Consider the following 16,478-nt stretch of genomic DNA (forward strand, 5'->3'; position numbering starts at 1 on the left):
TCCCGGCGGCCCCGTGCCCCGCCACTTCCTGGGAACCCGATGAGCGGCCAGACCCTGCGCCCCGACGACACGGCGCCCGCGGCGGCCGGTCCGGCGGTCCCGCGCGTCCGCGGCAACGACTACACCGTGCTCGACCCGCCCGCGCTCGGCGCGTGGACGCCGAGCCTTCGCGTCAGCGTCGTCGTGCCCGCCTACAACGGCCAGGACAAGCTCGATCTCGTCCTCGCCGGGCTGGCCGCGCAGACCTACCCCGGCGACCTCACCGAGGTCGTCGTGGTGGACAACGGCAGCAGCCCGCCGCTGCGCCTGCCGGAGATCCGTCCGGGCGACACCCGGCTGGTCGTCTGCGAGGTCCCGGGCCGGGCCGACGCCCGCAACGCCGGCCTTGCCGCCGCCACCGGCGACGTCGTCCACTGGCTCGACTCCGACGTGGTCCCGGACCGGCACGAGGTGGAGGCGCACATGCGCTGGCACCACCTCGCCCCCTACATCGTCGTCACCAGCTACCTCAGGTTCACCACGGCCCCGCTGCCCGATCCCGGGGCGGTGGCGGCCACCGCCGACCTGTCCGCCCTGTTCGAGCCCGCCGAGCCGCACGAGTGGCTGGTCGATCTGGTGCAGCGCACCAATGGGCTCACCGACACCCCCAACCGGGCCTTCAGCCTGCACGTCGGCGGGGCGACCTCGGTGGCCCGCCGGCTGATCGACGCGGCCGGCCCCATGGACGAGGAGCTCATCCTCGGCCAGGACACCGAGATGGGATACCGCCTCGCGCAGGCCGGCGCGGTGTTCGTCCCCGAGCCGCTCGCCCGGGGCTACCACCTCGGCCCGTCGATGCGCATGCGCGACAAGCAGCCCATCGACCGGGTCAGCCACGCCCTGATCGGCGACCGCATCCCGCAGTACCGCTGGCTCCGCGCCCACCCCGCGCGCCAGTGGAAGGTGCCGTACCTGGAGGTCGTGGTCGAGGCCGCCGGGTACGAGGACACCCGCGCCACCGTGGACGCCGTCCTGTCCGGCACCCTGCCGGACGTGTCGGTGCTGGTCACCGGGCCGTGGGACACGCTGGAGCCCGAGCGCCGCGCGCCGCTCACCGATCCCCGCCTGGACCTCGCGCTCATCCTCGGCCACTACGCCCATGACGGCCGCGTGCGGTTCGCCTCGGGCGGCGCCCCGCGCGTGGCGCCGTTCCGGCTGTGCCTGCCGGCCGGGTGGGTGCCGGAGGAGGACACGCTGGCCAAGCTGCTCGACCTGGCGGTGGACGACGGGCACGGCCTGGTCGGCGTGCTGCTCGCCGAGACCCCCGAAGAGCTGGCCACGGCACGCCTGGAGCGCCGCGCCGCCTTCGCCCGCGCCGCGCTCGTCCTGGCCGCCGAGCCCTCCTCCACCCTCGCGGGTCCCGCCATGGACGACCTGGTGGACGACCTGGTGGACGAGGTCTACGGCGCGCTGTGGATCGACGGCGAGACGCTCGGGTTCGTCCCCGCGTCCCAGGCCGTGCCCGCCAAGGGACGCCGGATGGCCTACCGCGCCCGGCTGGAGACCGAGGCCGAGGTGGTCAGGCTGACCAAGGAGGCCGAGCGGCTGCGCGGGCAGGTCGCCAAGTGGCGCGAGGAGGCGGGACGCTGGCGCAAGAGCGCCGTCGACCTGCGCAGGGAGGTCGGCGGGCTGCGCCGGGAGGTGGCCAGGCTCAAGGCGGGCCGGCTGCGCACCATGATCAAGCGCATCTCCGTGCGCCGCGCCGCCCAGGCCCCGAGCGAGCCGCTGAACGGCCCGTCGTCGCCCGTGACGATCCCCGACGAGCCCCCGAACTGCACGGGGAGCGAACAGGCGGGCGGCGCTTCGGGCGTGCGGGGGAAGACCGATGGCGTTCCTGGCACAGGCGTGAAGGCGAACGGCGCCGCGGATGCGAGCGGCAAGACCGACGGCGCTACGGGCGCGGGCGGGTAGCCGGACGGCGCGTCGGCCGGGTGGGCGGACTGCGCTTGGGGGGAGCGGCTGGGTGGGCGCTTTCAGGGCGAGCGGGAGGCGGACGGCGCGTCGGGTGGGGGAGCGGATGGCGGGCCGGGTCGCCGCGATCGGCCGGAGGCTGCCGACGCGACGAGGGTGGCGCCCCGGAGGTCCACTCGGAGGCGGCCAGCGTGGTAAGGGCGCATGTCAGATGGCGCGAGGCGCGCATGATCCGCGCAGGCGGGGAAGACCGGCAGGTGACCGCGCCACGGGCCTCTCATGAACCTCCCAGCTTGTTTGGGTAATGTCGGCTCCGGCGGCGAACGGAACCGACGAAGGAGCGATCATCTTGACCGCCTCCACGAACGTGACCGGTGATGGCGGTGAAGGCTCGGCCTCCCCGAAAGGCGCCGGCGGTCCCGCGCGGCCGGTGATCCGGCACAACGACTACTCGCCGCTCATCCCGCCGCCGCTCGGCGCGTGGACGCCGTCCCTGCCCGTGAGCGTGGTCATCCCCGCGTACGGCGGGCAGCACCGGCTCGATCTGACGCTCGCCGCCCTGGCCGCGCAGACCTACCCGTCCCACCTGATGGAGGTCGTCGTCGTCGACGACGGCAGCGAGCCGCCGCTGCGCCTGCCCGGCATCCGCCCCGAGCGCACCCGCCTGGTGCCCGGCGCGCCCGGCGGCTGGGGCATCGCGCACGCCATCAACACCGGCGCACGCCTGGCCGAGGGCGAGATCGTCCAGCGCCTCGACTCCGACATGGTGATCTGCCGCGAGCACATCGAGGCGCTCATGCGCTGGCACCATCTGGCCGACTACGTGGTCACCATCGGCGCCAAGGTCTTCGTCGAGGAGCAGGCGCGCACCCCCGAGCAGGTGCACGCCGCCGTGCGCGACGGCGACTTCGACGGGCTGTTCGACCTGTCCACGGCCGTCCCGAGCTCCACGGAGGCGACGATCAGGCGGCTGGACGGGCTGCGGACCAGCAAGAACCCCTATCACGTCTGCACCGGGCCCACCGTCTCCTTCCGTCGGGCGTTGTTCGCGCGGGCCGGGGGTTTCGACGCGCGGGTCCTCAGGGGCGAGGACACCGAGTTCGCCTACCGGCTCGCCATGACCGGCGCCGTGTTCGTGCCCGACATGGAGGCGCGCGCCGTCCACCTGGGGCTGCCGGCCCAGCGCGTCGACACCGACACGACCGTCCGCGTCGTGGCCCCCTATCTGGCCCAGCGGGTCCCGCTGCGCCGCGACCTGCGCAAGGAGCCGGGCCGGCGCTGGCTGGTGCCCTACGTCGAGGTCGTCCTCCAGGCCGAGGGGCACGCCGAGCCGCGGGTGCGGGCCGCCGTGGCCTCGGCGCTCGGCGGCAGCCTGCCGGACGTGCGGGTCACGCTCGTCGCGCCGTGGGACCGGCTGACCGAGGGCCGCCACCGCGTGCTCGACGACCCCGACCTGGAGCTGCGGCTGGTCCGAGAGCAGTTCCGGCACGACGAGGGGGTGCTCCTCTCGCCGGGCCCGGCGCGGGACGCCGCGCCTGTCCCGTTCCGCTACACCGGGCCGGTGGAGGTGCCGCTGCACCGCCGCTCGCTCGAGGTCATGATCAGGATGATCAACGACAAGCGGGCCGGGCTGCTGGTCGTGGAGTTCCCCGACGGGAGAACGGCGCGCTTGGAGCGCACCGACGCCGTCAACCGCGCCCGCCTGCTCGCCGGCCCCGGCGACGACCTCGACGCGGTGATCGAGCGGACGCACGGCGTGCATCGCGCTCCCGCGGCCAAGTTCTGGCCGCCGGCGCCGGGCGATCGGCCGAGGACGCAACCCGGGAAGGCGGCCCCTTCGAGCGTCCCGGCGGACTCGTCCGCCCCGGCGTCATCGCCGTCGTCCCCTTCCGGGCCCCTGCCTTCGCAGGCCGCCGAGAAGCCGCCGTCCGGCGCTCAGCCGGCGAGCGCTCAGCCGTCGTCCCCGCCTCCGGCCGCGCGGAAGCTCGTCAACCGCATCCGGTCGCTCCGCGGCCGATGAGATCTTCGGTGCGGGGACGCCGGCCCGCGGACGCGCGGTACGGCTCAGGGTTCCGTCCGGCCGGGCAGGGCGCGCCGGGCGGACGGGGGAGAGCCGATCGCCACGGGGTGCTGCGCGGCCGGCGGGGCCTCGCGAACGGAGGAGTAACGCACCCGCCGGTAGGCCGTGATCAGGCGCCATGCCCGCGAGCGGCGCAGGCGCGCGATCAGTTCGCGGTACTCGGCGAGGCGGCCTTCCAGATGCCGCATCCGCTGCAGCAGGCGCGTCGCCTCGGCGCGCAACTGGGCGTTGCGGCCGAGCAACTCCTGCCCGGCGCGGGTCAGGGTGGCCTCGCGGTCGCTCAGTTCGGCGCACAGGGCGCGCAACTCGGCGATCTCGCCGTGCAGGTGCCGCTCGCGCTGGAGGAACGCGGTCTCGGCCCGGCTCAGCGCGAACCCCGGGGTGCCGCGCGGTTCGTCCCTGCGGACGGCGACCCCGGCGAGGTGGTGGCGCAGCACGGTCAGCTCGCGGATCTCGAACAGCGGTTCCACCAGGTGGCGCAGGCTGCCGTGGTAGAAGACCCGCCGCCGCTCGGCCTCGTCCTCACCGGTGTCGCCCGGGTCCTCGGCGTGGTCGCCGACGGCGCGGGCGAGGCGCAGGACGGCCTCGTTCACGCCGTAGGGCACCGTGAAGACGAGCGTCGCGGCCGGGCGGAGGGTGCGGTGGAGGGCTTCGAGCACCTGGACGGGGTCACCGACGCGGTCGAGGATCTCCCCGGCCACGGCCGCGTCGAAGCTCTCGTCGGGAACGCCGTCCAGCGCGTGCCCGTCCCCGACCTCGAACTCGACGCGCGCGGCGACGTCGGCGGACAGCCGGCCGGCGTGCCGGCGCGCTTCGGCGACCAGTCGCGGGTCACGGTCGACGCCGGTCACCTTGTCGCCCCGCTCGGCGAGCAGGAACGACAGCTCGCCCTCGGCGCAGCCCAGGTCGAGGACGGAGACCGGGCGGCCGGGACGGCTCGCGGGCAGGTGGTCCAGGAGCCAGTGCAGGCGGTCGCGGTCGTCCCCGGCCCGGATTCTGCTCGCGGCGGTCACGGCGACGTTTTCCTTCCGGCATGGCGGGTCTTGCCCCAATTGTGAGGCAAAAGAGGTTAAAGAGACAGTGAGCTTTCCGGGGTTCTTCAGGGATGCGATATTGACCGCTACCCGGTGTATCCCTGGCGCACCTTGCCCGAGTATGGAAAGTGCGGCCGCCGGAGTGGTCCACCCTGTGGACAACAGGCGCGGGGGCGCCCGGCGCCTGCGTAGACTCGGTGCCTGATACCGCTGGTAGCGGGACCCCATGGTTACGCGCCGTCGTGCCCGCTCGACCCGGGCCGGGCGCGGGAGGAGTGACGATGCTCAGGGCTTGGCGTGGCCTTATCGAGGAATACCGTGACCGGCTCCCCGTGACCACGACGACGCCCGTCGTCACCCTGCTGGAGGGCGGCACGCCGCTGGTCCCGGCCAGGCGCGTCTCCGCGCTCACCGGCTGCGAGGTGTATCTCAAGGTCGAGGGCCTCAATCCCACCGGCAGCTTCAAAGACCGCGGCATGACCGTGGCCATCAGCAAGGCCCTCGAAGAAGGCGCCAAGGCCGTCATCTGCGCCTCCACCGGCAACACCAGCGCCTCCGCGGCCGCCTACGCGGTCCGGGCCGGGCTCACCTGCGCGGTGCTCGTGCCGCGCGGCAAGATCGCCATGGGCAAGCTGGCGCAGGCCCTCGTGCACGGCGCCCGGCTGCTCCAGGTCGACGGCTCCTTCGACGACTGCCTCGAGATGACGTGCAAGCTCGCCGAGAACTACCCGATCGCCCTGGTCAACTCGGTCAACCCGCACCGCCTCCAGGGGCAGAAGACCGCGGCGTTCGAGATCGTGGACGCCCTCGGCGACGCGCCGGACGTCCACTGCATCCCGGTGGGCAACGCGGGCAACATCTCCGCCTACTGGATGGGCTACCGCGAGTACGCCGAGAGCTCGGCGGCCACCCACACCCCGCGCATGCTGGGCTTCCAGGCCAAGGGGGCGGCGCCCATCGTCGATGGCGCCCCGGTCACCCATCCGCAGACGATCGCCACGGCCATCCGCATCGGCAACCCGGCCTCCTGGCATCTCGCAGAGGCCGCGCGCGACGAGTCCGGGGGCGACATCCAGGCCGTCACCGACCGCCAGATCGCCGCCGCGTACAAACTGCTCGCCCAGGAGGAAGGCGTGTTCGTCGAGCTCGCCTCGGCGACGAGCGTCGCGGGCCTGCTGCAGGCCCACGAGCAGGGGCTGGTCCGCCCGGGCCAGCGCGTCGTGTGCACCGTCACCGGCAACGGCCTGAAGGACCCCGACTGGGCGATCTCCGGCGCGCCCACCCCGCTCACCATCCCGGTCGACGCCTTCGCGGCGGCCGCCGCGCTCGAACTCGCCTGACACACCGGGCGCCGCCCCGAGACCCACCCGCCGGTGATCCGGCGGGTGGACTCCTCCGTCCACGTGGACCGGCCCCGCGAAGGGGCCGTTCCCATGCGACCCGCCGAGCGGTGACCGCACGGCCGCCCCAGCGGCGACCCGGCGGCGACCCGCGGCGGCCCCGCGGCGCATGACGCGCGGCGCGGTCGTATGATCGGCCGAGATCGACCCCATCCCTTGAGGAAACGCATGTCACCGAGCAGCACCGTCGTGGTCCGCGTGCCCGCCACCAGCGCGAACCTCGGGCCGGGCTTCGACTCTCTGGGGCTCGCCCTGACCCTGTACGACGAGGTCGAGGTCTCGATCCTCGACGACGCGCCGGGCGCCGAGGGGAACGGCCCGGGCGTCGAGGTCCACGTCGAGGGCGAGGGCGCGGGCGAGCTGGACACCGGCGAGGGCCATCTGATCGTCAGGGCCGTCCGTGCCACGCTCGATCTCGCGGGCGCGCCGCAGCCGCGGCGCCTGAGATTGCGGTGTCACAACCGCATCCCGCACGCGCGCGGCCTCGGATCCTCCTCGGCGGCCATCTGCGCCGGCATCCTCGCCGCCCGTGCGCTCGCCGCGCCCTCGCTCTCCGACGACGACGTCTTCGCGCTGGCCACGCGCATGGAGGGGCATCCCGACAACGTGGCGCCCTGCCTGTCCGGAGGACTCACCATCGCGTGGAGCGACTTGTCCGGAACACCGCATAAGCTGGAACTGAGCCCGCATGGGGGCGTCCGACCTGTGGTGTGCGTGCCGAGAACCCGGCTCTCCACCGAGGAGGCGCGCGGGCTTCTGCCGAAGGACGTGCCGCACGCCGACGCGGCGGCCAACGCCGGACGCGCGGCCCTGCTGATCGCGGCGCTCACCCAGCGACCCGAGAGCGGACTGCTGCTCGCCGCCACCGAAGACCGTCTCCACCAGGCCTACCGCGCGCCTGCGATGCCGGGCACCGCTGATCTGGTAGAACGTCTCCGCGTGGCAGGGGTTCCCGCCGTGGTCTCCGGAGCCGGTCCTACGGTTCTGGTGTTCGGAACGGCGGATACCCATGATTTGATCGCGTCGGAAGTGGGTAGTGACTGGCACATCCAGCCATTGGACGTCGATCGGTCCGGCGCGAGCGTTGAATCTCCCGAGACACGCTGATGCATCTTCGACCTTCAGGGAATAGCAGTGTGCGCTGGTGATGTTAGGCTGATAGCCGCACCAGATGCCCCCGTTGCGGGTGCGTGCTTGTCAGCCATACATCGCTGGATCGCGCCTTGGGTCGCAAGACACAGGCCGCACAGCGGGCTTCCCGAATTCATCGCCTCCGGTTGCTCCACATCCGGTTGGTGCGTCGAGGAGCGGCGTAATCGGGGACATGCGCGTTCGACTGACATCGACATCTGGTCGGCGGTAACCAGCCGGGGGGCGACCCCCGGGCCCCCAACGGCTCACGAATCTCGACGGTGACGGCCACGGGCCGGTTCGACGCACCGGTTTACCGACACCTTAGAGCTTCGTCCAGCCCGACCCGGTCTGTCCCGCCGGGTCGCACCACCGGGACGCCTGGCTGATCGTGGCCGACGCCCGACCCCTGGGAAGGACCTTTTAGTTGAGCGACACCACCGAACTCCTCTCCGACGCCCCCGGCGCAGCGCCGTCGGCCGCCGGCGACACCCCCACCCGCGCCGCGGCCAGGCCGCGCCGTCGCTCCGGCACGGGCCTCGCGGCCATGGTGCTGCCCGAGCTGCAGGCTCTCGCGTCGAGCCTCGGCATCAGCGGGACCGGACGGATGCGCAAGAGCCAGCTGATCGCGGCCATCCAGGAGAAGCAGGGCGTTTCTGCTGAGGGTGCCTCCACCTCCGCCCCCGCCGAGCCTGTCGCCGCCCCGGCTCCCACGGTCGCCGCCGAGCCGGTGGCCGAGCGCCCGGCCCGTACCCGTCGGGAACGTTCCCGCCCCGCGCCGGTCGAGGCCGCCGTCGAGACCCGCGAAGAGCGCGCTCCCGTCGCCGAGACGCAGGCTCCCGAGCAGGCCCCCGCCGCCGCGGCCGCCACCTCCACGCCGGTCGAGGCTCCGCAGGCCGAGGGCCGTCCCGAGCGCGGCGAGTCCCGTCGCGAGCGCGGCGAGCGCCGCGGGCGTGGCGCCGACCGTCGTGAGCGCGGCGACAACCGCCCCGACAACCGCAACGACAACAGCCGTCCCGAGCAGCGCGCCGCCGACGCGGGCGAGGCCCAGGGCCGCCGCGAGCCGACCCGCGATCAGGGGCGCGACCGCGACCAGTCCCGTGACCGCGACCAGACCCGCGACCGCGACCAGTCGCGTGACCGCGACCAGACCCGCGACCGCGACCAGTCCCGTGACCGTGACCGCGACCAGGGACGCCAGCAGACGCGCGACCAGGGTCGTGACCAGGGCCGCGATCAGGACCGTGACCTGCAGGGCGACGACGACCGCCGCGGACGCCGCGGCAGGTTCAGGGAGCGCAACCGCCGCGGGCGCGACCGTTTCGACAGCAACGAGCCCGTGATCGGCGACGACGACGTCCTGATCCCGATCGCCGGCATCCTCGACATCCTGGACAACTACGCGTTCGTCCGCACCAGCGGCTACCTGCCGGGCACCAACGACGTGTACGTCTCGCTCGCGCAGATCCGCCGCAACGGCCTGCGCAAGGGCGACGTCATCACCGGAGCGGTGCGCCAGCCCCGCGACGGCGAGCGCCGTGAGAAGTTCAACGCCCTGGTGCGGCTGGACACCGTCAACGGCATGGACCCCGAGCAGTCGCGCAACCGCCCCGACTTCTCCAAGCTCACGCCGCTCTACCCGCAGGAGCGCCTGCGGCTGGAGACCGACCCCAACATCCTGACGACGCGCATCATCGACATGGTGGCGCCCATCGGCAAGGGCCAGCGCGGTCTCATCGTCTCCCCGCCGAAGGCCGGCAAGACGATGGTGCTCCAGGCGATCGCCAACGCGATCACCCGGAACAACCCCGAGTGCCACCTGATGGTCGTCCTGGTGGACGAGCGTCCTGAAGAGGTCACCGACATGCAGCGGTCGGTGAAGGGCGAGGTCATCCACTCGACCTTCGACCGTCCCGCCGAGGACCACACCACCGTCGCCGAGCTCGCCATCGAGCGCGCCAAGCGGCTGGTGGAGCTGGGCCACGACGTGGTCGTCCTGCTCGACTCCATCACCCGCCTCGGCCGCGCCTACAACCTGGCGGCCCCGGCGTCCGGGCGCATCCTGTCCGGTGGTGTCGACTCCACCGCCCTGTACCCGCCCAAGCGGTTCTTCGGCGCCGCCCGCAACATCGAGAACGGCGGCTCGCTGACGATCCTCGCCACGGCGCTGGTCGAGACCGGCTCCAAGATGGACGAGGTCATCTTCGAGGAGTTCAAGGGCACCGGCAACGCCGAACTGAAGCTCAACCGCTCCCTGGCCGACAAGCGCATCTTCCCCGCGGTGGACGTCGACGCGTCCGGCACCCGCAAGGAAGAGATCCTGATGTCCAGGGACGAGCTGCAGATCGTCTGGAAGTTGCGCCGCGTGCTGCACGCCCTCGACATGCAGCAGGCTCTGGAGCTGCTGCTGGAGAAGATGCGCGAGACGCAGTCCAACGCCGAGTTCCTGCTCCAGGTCCAGAAGACCACGGTCAGCTCCGACCGCGACTGACCCGGCCCGCCCCGCCCAGGCACGCCCACGTCACAGCCCCGTCCCTGTCCGGCCCCGGCCGGGAGGACCGGCCTGCCGACCAGGGCCTCCCAGGGCGGGCGCGGCAACCGGCCGGACCACCCACCTCCGCCGCCCCGGAAACCTTCCGAGGGCGGCGGTCGTGTTCTCCCGCTCCCTCAGGTCCGTGCCGGTGACCCGATCCACCCGAGGGCGGCGGTGGTGTTGCCTCGCTCCGTCCGTGGCGGCGACCCGGTCAACCCGTCAGCCGAGGATGGCGGTGGTGTTCCCCGCTCCCTCCGGTCGTACCGGCTATCCGGTCCGCCCCTCAGCCCGAGGATCGCGGTCGTGGTCTCCGGGCCCTGCGCCCATGCCGCTACCGGCTCACTCATCCGCCTCATCGCCGATCGGCGCTCAGGTGCAGGGCCGTAGGTAGGGCTGGCCACACCCCACTCCTGGTGCCATCTCCATGGCGCCGAGCCCGCGGGCTTGGCAGGCTCTTTCCGTACGGCTGGACGGGCCGTCGCCGATGACGCGATTCGGATCGGAGGGCATGCCATGGCCGGCGAGACGGCGTCCGGGCGCCCGCCGTTGCGGCTGAGGGTGCCGCTCGGCCCGCGTGGCCCGCTCGGACTGCTCGTCGATCCCCTCACCTGGCGCGCGGTGCCCTATCTGCTGCTCAGCATGTTCTGGGGCGTCACCTGGTTCGTCATCCTCCTGACCGGTCTGGCGCTCTCCTTCGCCACGGTGGCCATCTGGGTCGGCCTGCCGCTGCTGGTGCTCACCATGCTCGTCTGGCGGGGCGGTGCCATGCTCGAACGGCGGCTGCTCCGCCTGGCGTTCGGCGTGACCATCCGCGATCCCTACCAGCCCATGGCAGGCGGGGGCGTCCTGGCTCGTCTGCGCCGGCTCTTCGCCGACCCCGCCACCTACAAAGATCTCGGCTATCTGTTCCTGCTGTTGCCCCTCGGGCTGGTCGAGTCGCTGGCGACGTTCACGCTGGGCGTCGTCTCCGGTGCCCTGATCACGCAGCCGATCCTGGTGCTGTTCGGCGTGCCCACCCGCGTCAGCGAGCGCCTTCTGATCGACACCCTGCCCGAGGCGCTGCCCTGGGTGCCGGCCGGGCTCGCCCTGCTCTGCGTGACGCTGTACGTCGTGCGGGGCATGGCGTGGATCCACGGCATGCTGGCCGGGGCGCTGCTCGGCGCGGGCGACGAGGCGCGGGTCAGGCACCTGCAGGCCAGCCGGGCCAGAGGTGTGGACGCCGCCGAGGCCGAGCGCCGCCGCATCGAGCGCGATCTGCACGACGGCGCCCAGCAGCGGCTGCTGGCGGTGGTGCTCGATCTCGGCAGGGCGCAGGCGAAGTTCGACACCGAGCCCGACGAGGCACGCGGGCTGCTCGCGCAGGCCCACGCGGGCACCAAGGCCGCCATCGCCGAGTTGCGCGACCTGGCACGCGGCATCTATCCGGCCATCCTCACCGACAGAGGCCTGGACGCCGCGCTGTCGGCGCTGGCCGCCCGGGCCCCGGTGCGGGTGACGGTCTCGGTGGACATCGCCGATCGCCCGCCCGCGGCCGTCGAGAGCATCGCCTACTTCATCGTCGCCGAGTCCCTGGCGAACATCGCCAAGCACTCGATGGCGACGGAGGCGTCGGTCTCGGTGGGGCGTCAGGAGCAGCGGGTGGTGGTCGAGGTGCGCGACAACGGGGTGGGCGGTGCCGGGGCGCGGCCGGGCGGCGGCCTCGCGGGCCTGGCCGACCGCGCGGCCACCATCGACGGCACGCTGACCGTCGAAAGCCCGCCGGGCGGCCCCACTCTCGTCCGCGCGGCCTTACCCTGCGAATGGTGACCTCCCCACCGATCAGTGCGGTCTACCGATCAGTGCGGTGCACCGACCGGCGCGGTGCACCGACCGGCGCGGTGCACCGGCCCACGCGGTCCGGTGGCCGGCGCACTGGCGCCGGCAGAGCCGGGTGGTACGTCACGAAGCGGGCGCGCGGGTTCGGCGCGGCGGGCCGGCCGGCATGGCGGTGCGGGTCACTGCGGTGATCTCGGCTGCGGCGCCGCCAGGGCCGCCGCGGCCGCGGCCGGCGCCCCTTGAGGGGTCGTGCGGTCTGAGGTGAGGGTGAGGATGGAGGTGGACGGGTGCGGGTGGTGATCGCGGAGGACTCCGTGCTGCTGCGGGAAGGCCTGGTCAGGCTGCTCGGTGACGGCGGCATCGAGACCGTGGCCGCCGTGGGCGACGGGCCCGGGCTGGTGGAGGCGGTACGCGCGCACCGGCCCGATCTCGCGGTGGTCGATGTCCGCATGCCGCCGAGCCACACCGACGAGGGCCTGCGCGCGGCGCTGGAGGCCCGGTCCGTGCTGCCTCGTCTTCCGGTGCTCGTGCTGTCGCAGTACGTCGAGGAGCGGTACGCCGCCGAGCTCATCGGGCGGAACGCCGCCGCGGTGGGCTATCTGCTCAAGGAGCGTGTCGCCGATGTGACCGAGTTCCTCGAGACCGTCCGCCGGGTGGCGGATGGCGGGACGGTCATCGACCCGGAGGTCGTGATCCAGTTGCTGAGCCGCCGGGGCGGCCACGAGCCCCTGGACTCGCTCACCGCCAGGGAGTCGGAGGTGCTGGCGCTGATGGCGGAGGGCCGGTCGAACAACGCGATCGCCGTGCGTCTCGGCATCAGCGACGGTGCGGTCGAGAAGCACATCTCCGGCATCTTCGGCAAGCTGGGCCTCGATCCCGCCCCCGATGACCATCGCCGCGTCCTCGCCGTCCTCGCCTACCTCCGCCGAGTCTGATCCCGGCGACCACCGCCACGCCGCTGCAGTGCTCGCCTTCTCCCGCGGGTCCGATGTCGGTGATCCCGTCGCCGTGTCCTTGGTCAGCCCTTTGAACTCGGCGATCGCCGCCACGCTGTTGCCGTGCGCGCCTTCTCCTGCGGGTCCGATGCCGGTGATCCGCCGCGGTGTCGTCGGCCACTCCTTACCTTGGGCGGACCTCATCCTGGCGGTTACGTTGCTCTTCGTTCGCCTGTCTTCGTCGTGTCCGGGGCCCATGTGTGAGGGGTGACGGGGGCTGCGCTCGGCACTGTTACCGAACTTTTGCGGTCCTGTGGGGGATTTGTGGGCGGCGGCGGTGTCCGGGGGCCTAGGCTCGGCGGGTCACCTGGGCCGCCCGGGGACAGGTGCCGGGTCCGGCCCTCGCCGGGGAATGCGCGATGGCCTGGCGAGGTTGGAGGATCTGGCACACTGGTAGCCGACCCAGTTCGGCGGTTCCGGTTCCCGCCCGTCCGCGTGTCACCTGACCGCGAGAGACCAAGGCGACCCGGCGGCCGCGCCAGAGAGGATTACAGATGAAGCCCGACATTCACCCGGACTATGTCACCACCCAGGTGACGTGCAGCTGTGGCAACAGCTTCACCACCCGCAGCACCGCCAAGAACGGCGTGATCCACGCCGACGTGTGCTCGGCCTGCCACCCCTTCTACACGGGCAAGCAGAAGATCCTGGACACCGGCGGCCGGGTGGCCCGCTTCGAGAAGCGTTTCGGCAAGAAGCCCGCGAGCAAGTAGCTCCGCGCCCGACGCCGGCTCGGCATTGCTCCCGCTCGCGGGAGCGATGCCCGGGTCGGCGTTCTTGGTAGAGGGCCCAGGTGGTGCAGCAAGCCGGTGGTGAAGGAAGAAGGACGCACGGTGAATCTCGACGAGTTGCTCAACGAGTATGCGGAGCTTGAGCAGAGGCTCGCCGATCCCGCTGTGCACGCCGACCAGAACCAGGCGCGCACCCTCGGCAAGCGCTACGCGCAGCTGACCCCCATCGTGTCGGCCTACCGCGAGCTCGGGAGCGTCCGCGACGACCTGCAGGCGGCCAAGGAACTCGCCGCTGAGGACGCCGCGTTCGCCGAGGAGGCCGTGCAACTGGAGGGCCGCGTCGCCCCGCTCGAAGAGCGGCTCAAACATTTGCTCATCCCGCGTGATCCCAACGATGACAAGGACATCATCATGGAGATCAAGGCGGGGGAGGGCGGCGAGGAGTCGGCGCTTTTCGCCGGCGACCTGCTCCGCATGTACCTGCGGTACGCCGAGCGCATCGGGTGGAAGGCCGAGATCATCGACGCCCAGCACTCCGATCTCGGCGGCTACAAGGACGTCACGGTCGCGGTGAAGGGCAAGGGCTCGGACGGCGTCTGGTCCCGTCTGAAGTACGAGGGCGGCGTCCACCGGGTCCAGCGCGTGCCGGTCACCGAGTCGCAGGGCCGCATCCACACCTCCGCGGCCGGCGTCCTCGTGTACCCGGAGGCGGAGGAGGTCGACGTCCAGATCGACCCCAACGACCTGCGCATCGACGTGTTCCGCAGCTCCGGCCCCGGAGGCCAGAGCGTCAACACCACCGACTCCGCGGTGCGCATCACCCACGTGCCGACCGGTGTGGTCGTCTCCTGCCAGAACGAGAAGAGCCAGCTCCAGAACAAGGAGTCCGCGCTGCGCATCCTGCGGGCGCGGCTGCTGGCGATCGCACAGGAGGAGGCCGACGCCGCGGCCTCGGCCGAGCGTAAGTCGCAGGTGCGCACCGTCGACCGCTCCGAGCGCGTCCGCACCTACAACTATCCCGAGAACCGCATCTCCGACCACCGCGTAGGTTTCAAGGCGTACAACCTCGACCAGGTGCTGGACGGTGACCTCTCCGCGGTCATCCAGGCCCTCACCGACGCCGAGATGGCCGAGAAGCTCGCGGCGCACTCCTGACCACGTGACCTCGCCCGCCCCGCCCCCCGGCACGCAGCCGGACGCGACCACGACACCGCCGACGCCCTTCACGAAAACTCCCATGACGCTGCTGATGGACGAGATAGCCCTCGCCACCGCCCGGCTCGCCGAGGCGGGGGTGCCCTCACCGCGCACCGACGCCGAGGAGATCGCCGCGTTCGTCCACGGCGTGCGGCGCGGTCAGCTCCACACGGTGCCCGATTCGGAGTTCGACGCGCTCTACTGGGAGGGCATCGCGCGGCGTGAGGCCCGCGAGCCGCTTCAGCACATCACCGGCCGGGCCTACTTCCGCTACCTGTCGCTTGAGGTGGGCCCAGGGGTGTTCGTGCCGCGTCCCGAGACCGAGGTGGTGGCGGGCTGGGCCATCGACCGGCTCCGCGAGATGGACGTGGCATCGCCCCTCGTCGTCGACCTCGGCACGGGGTCGGGCGCCATCGCCCTGTCGATCGCGCAGGAGGTCGCCCTCGCGCAGGTGCACGCCGTCGAGGTCGATCCCGTGGCCTACGGGTGGGCGAAGCGCAACATCGTCGAGCACGGGCAGGGGCGGGTCTCCCTGCACCCGGAGGACCTCGCCGACTGCCTCCCCGAGCTGAACGGCCAGGTGGACCTGGTGGTCTCCAACCCGCCCTACATCCCGCCGGGGGCTGTGCCGCGCGACCCCGAGGTGCGCGACTACGACCCCTCGCGGGCCCTGTACGGCTCGGGGGAGGACGGACTGGACGAGGTCCGGGCCGTCGAGCGCACGGCCCGGCGCCTGTTGCGCCCGGGTGGCCTGGTCGCGGTGGAGCACGCCGACCAGCAGGGGTCGGCCGTCTATCTGGAGTTCTCGGAAGACCGCGGCTGGCGCGACGCGCGCGACCACGCCGACCTGGCCGGCCGCGACCGGTTCGTCACGGCCCGCTACGGCCAGGAATGATTGCGGGGCGGGGGATCCCGGCTCGGACCGGCCCGCCCACGTGGGAGGATGACAAGTCGTGAGCCGACGTTATGACTGTTCCACCGCCGAGCAGCGCGCCGCGGGCATCGCCGACGCCGCGTCCGCCATCCGGGCCGGTGAGCTGGTGGTGATCCCGACGGACACCGTCTACGGCATCGGGGCCGACGCCTTCACGCCCTTTGCCGTCAATGCCCTCCTCGAGGCCAAGGGCCGCGGCAGGGACATGCCCGTTCCCGTCCTGGTCGGCACCGTACGCGCCGCCACCGCCCTCATCGAGGACCTCGGCACCTACGGGCAGGACCTCATCGACACCTTCTGGCCCGGGCCCCTGACGATCATCTGCCGGGCGAGCCGCTCGCTCAACTGGGACCTCGGCGAGACCAAGGGCACCGTGGCGGTGCGCATGCCGCTGGACGTCGTCGCCCTTGAACTGCTCAAGGAGACCGGTCCGATGGCGGTCAGCAGCGCCAACCGGTCGGGCGCGCCGCCCGCGACGACCGCGGCCGGCGCCGAGGAGCAGCTTGGAGAGTCCGTCGCGGTCTACCTGGACGGCGGCGCCTGCGCCGACACCACGCCCTCGACGATCATCGACCTGACGACGGCCGTCCCGCGGGTGCTGCGCCAGGGCGCCATCCCGGTGGAGAAGCTGCGCGGCGTCATCGGGTACGTCGCCACCGACGCGGCCCCTGACACCGA

General features: G+C 72.6%; 11 protein-coding genes and 1 pseudogene. 11 read left to right on the forward strand and 1 reads right to left on the reverse strand.

Going from position 1 to position 16,478, the window contains the following annotated elements; all coding sequences use genetic code 11:
• Positions 1–39 precede the first annotated feature (39 nt).
• On the forward strand, positions 40–1,950 hold the full coding sequence (locus ABZT47_RS16265; RefSeq protein ID WP_354841794.1) for a glycosyltransferase: 1,911 nt from the start codon (positions 40–42) through the stop codon (positions 1,948–1,950).
• A 349-nt stretch (positions 1,951–2,299) separates the two neighbouring features.
• A complete protein-coding gene (locus ABZT47_RS16270) occupies positions 2,300–3,970 on the forward strand; it encodes a glycosyltransferase (protein WP_354841797.1) in 1,671 nt (556 codons plus the stop codon).
• A 44-nt stretch (positions 3,971–4,014) separates the two neighbouring features.
• Here ABZT47_RS16270 and ABZT47_RS16275 read toward each other — a convergent pair whose 3' ends face one another.
• Entirely contained in the window at positions 4,015–5,043 is a 1,029-nt protein-coding gene (locus ABZT47_RS16275) for a methyltransferase domain-containing protein (protein WP_354841800.1), read from the reverse strand.
• A gap of 302 nt (positions 5,044–5,345) precedes the next feature.
• Here ABZT47_RS16275 and thrC point away from each other — a divergent pair, with 302 nt between their 5' ends.
• The 9 genes and pseudogenes from thrC to ABZT47_RS16320 form a co-directional block, all read left to right on the forward strand.
• Positions 5,346–6,404 (forward strand): threonine synthase, encoded by a 1,059-nt coding sequence (gene thrC / locus ABZT47_RS16280; RefSeq protein WP_354841803.1) that lies wholly within the window; start codon positions 5,346–5,348, stop codon positions 6,402–6,404.
• Positions 6,405–6,632: 228 nt separating this feature from the next.
• A complete protein-coding gene (gene thrB, locus ABZT47_RS16285; RefSeq protein WP_354841806.1) occupies positions 6,633–7,571 on the forward strand; it encodes a homoserine kinase in 939 nt (312 codons plus the stop codon).
• A 451-nt stretch (positions 7,572–8,022) separates the two neighbouring features.
• Positions 8,023–10,086 (forward strand): transcription termination factor Rho, encoded by a 2,064-nt coding sequence (gene rho, locus ABZT47_RS16290; protein ID WP_354841809.1) that lies wholly within the window; start codon positions 8,023–8,025, stop codon positions 10,084–10,086.
• A 555-nt stretch (positions 10,087–10,641) separates the two neighbouring features.
• Positions 10,642–11,934 carry a sensor domain-containing protein gene (locus ABZT47_RS16295; protein ID WP_354841811.1) on the forward strand — a complete coding sequence of 431 codons (1,293 nt, stop codon included), beginning with the start codon at positions 10,642–10,644 and terminating at the stop codon, positions 11,932–11,934.
• A 296-nt stretch (positions 11,935–12,230) separates the two neighbouring features.
• Positions 12,231–12,878 (forward strand): response regulator transcription factor, encoded by a 648-nt coding sequence (locus tag ABZT47_RS16300; protein ID WP_354841814.1) that lies wholly within the window; start codon positions 12,231–12,233, stop codon positions 12,876–12,878.
• 554 nt (positions 12,879–13,432) lie between these two features.
• Positions 13,433–13,651 carry a 50S ribosomal protein L31 gene (gene rpmE / locus ABZT47_RS16305; protein ID WP_354841816.1) on the forward strand — a complete coding sequence of 73 codons (219 nt, stop codon included), beginning with the start codon at positions 13,433–13,435 and terminating at the stop codon, positions 13,649–13,651.
• Positions 13,652–13,771: 120 nt separating this feature from the next.
• Positions 13,772–14,824, forward strand: coding sequence for a peptide chain release factor 1 (gene prfA / locus ABZT47_RS16310; RefSeq protein WP_354841819.1), 1,053 nt, complete (start codon positions 13,772–13,774; stop codon positions 14,822–14,824).
• Positions 14,825–14,906: 82 nt separating this feature from the next.
• Complete coding sequence (prmC, locus tag ABZT47_RS16315; protein ID WP_354841821.1) at positions 14,907–15,761, forward strand: peptide chain release factor N(5)-glutamine methyltransferase; 855 nt, start codon at positions 14,907–14,909, stop codon at positions 15,759–15,761.
• Between the two features lie 58 nt (positions 15,762–15,819).
• Positions 15,820–16,452: pseudogene (locus ABZT47_RS16320) on the forward strand (L-threonylcarbamoyladenylate synthase); the annotation flags it as partial.
• Between the last annotated feature and the right edge of the window lie 26 nt (positions 16,453–16,478).

The sequence above is a fragment of the Sphaerisporangium sp. NPDC005289 genome, from assembly GCF_040607455.1.
GTDB classification, from domain to species: Bacteria; Actinomycetota; Actinomycetes; order Streptosporangiales; family Streptosporangiaceae; genus Sphaerisporangium; species Sphaerisporangium rhizosphaerae.

Excerpts from the sequence above, each read along its gene's own strand:
- ABZT47_RS16265 (WP_354841794.1), top strand. The coding sequence starts at position 40 with ATGAGCGGCCAGACCCTGCGCCCCGACGACACGGCGCCCGCGGCGGCC.
- thrB (WP_354841806.1), top strand. The coding sequence starts at position 6,633 with ATGTCACCGAGCAGCACCGTCGTGGTCCGCGTGCCCGCCACCAGCGCG.
- rpmE (WP_354841816.1), top strand. The coding sequence starts at position 13,433 with ATGAAGCCCGACATTCACCCGGACTATGTCACCACCCAGGTGACGTGC.
- ABZT47_RS16295 (WP_354841811.1), top strand. The coding sequence starts at position 10,642 with ATGGCCGGCGAGACGGCGTCCGGGCGCCCGCCGTTGCGGCTGAGGGTG.
- prmC (WP_354841821.1), top strand. The coding sequence starts at position 14,907 with ATGACGCTGCTGATGGACGAGATAGCCCTCGCCACCGCCCGGCTCGCC.
- thrC (WP_354841803.1), top strand. The coding sequence starts at position 5,346 with ATGCTCAGGGCTTGGCGTGGCCTTATCGAGGAATACCGTGACCGGCTC.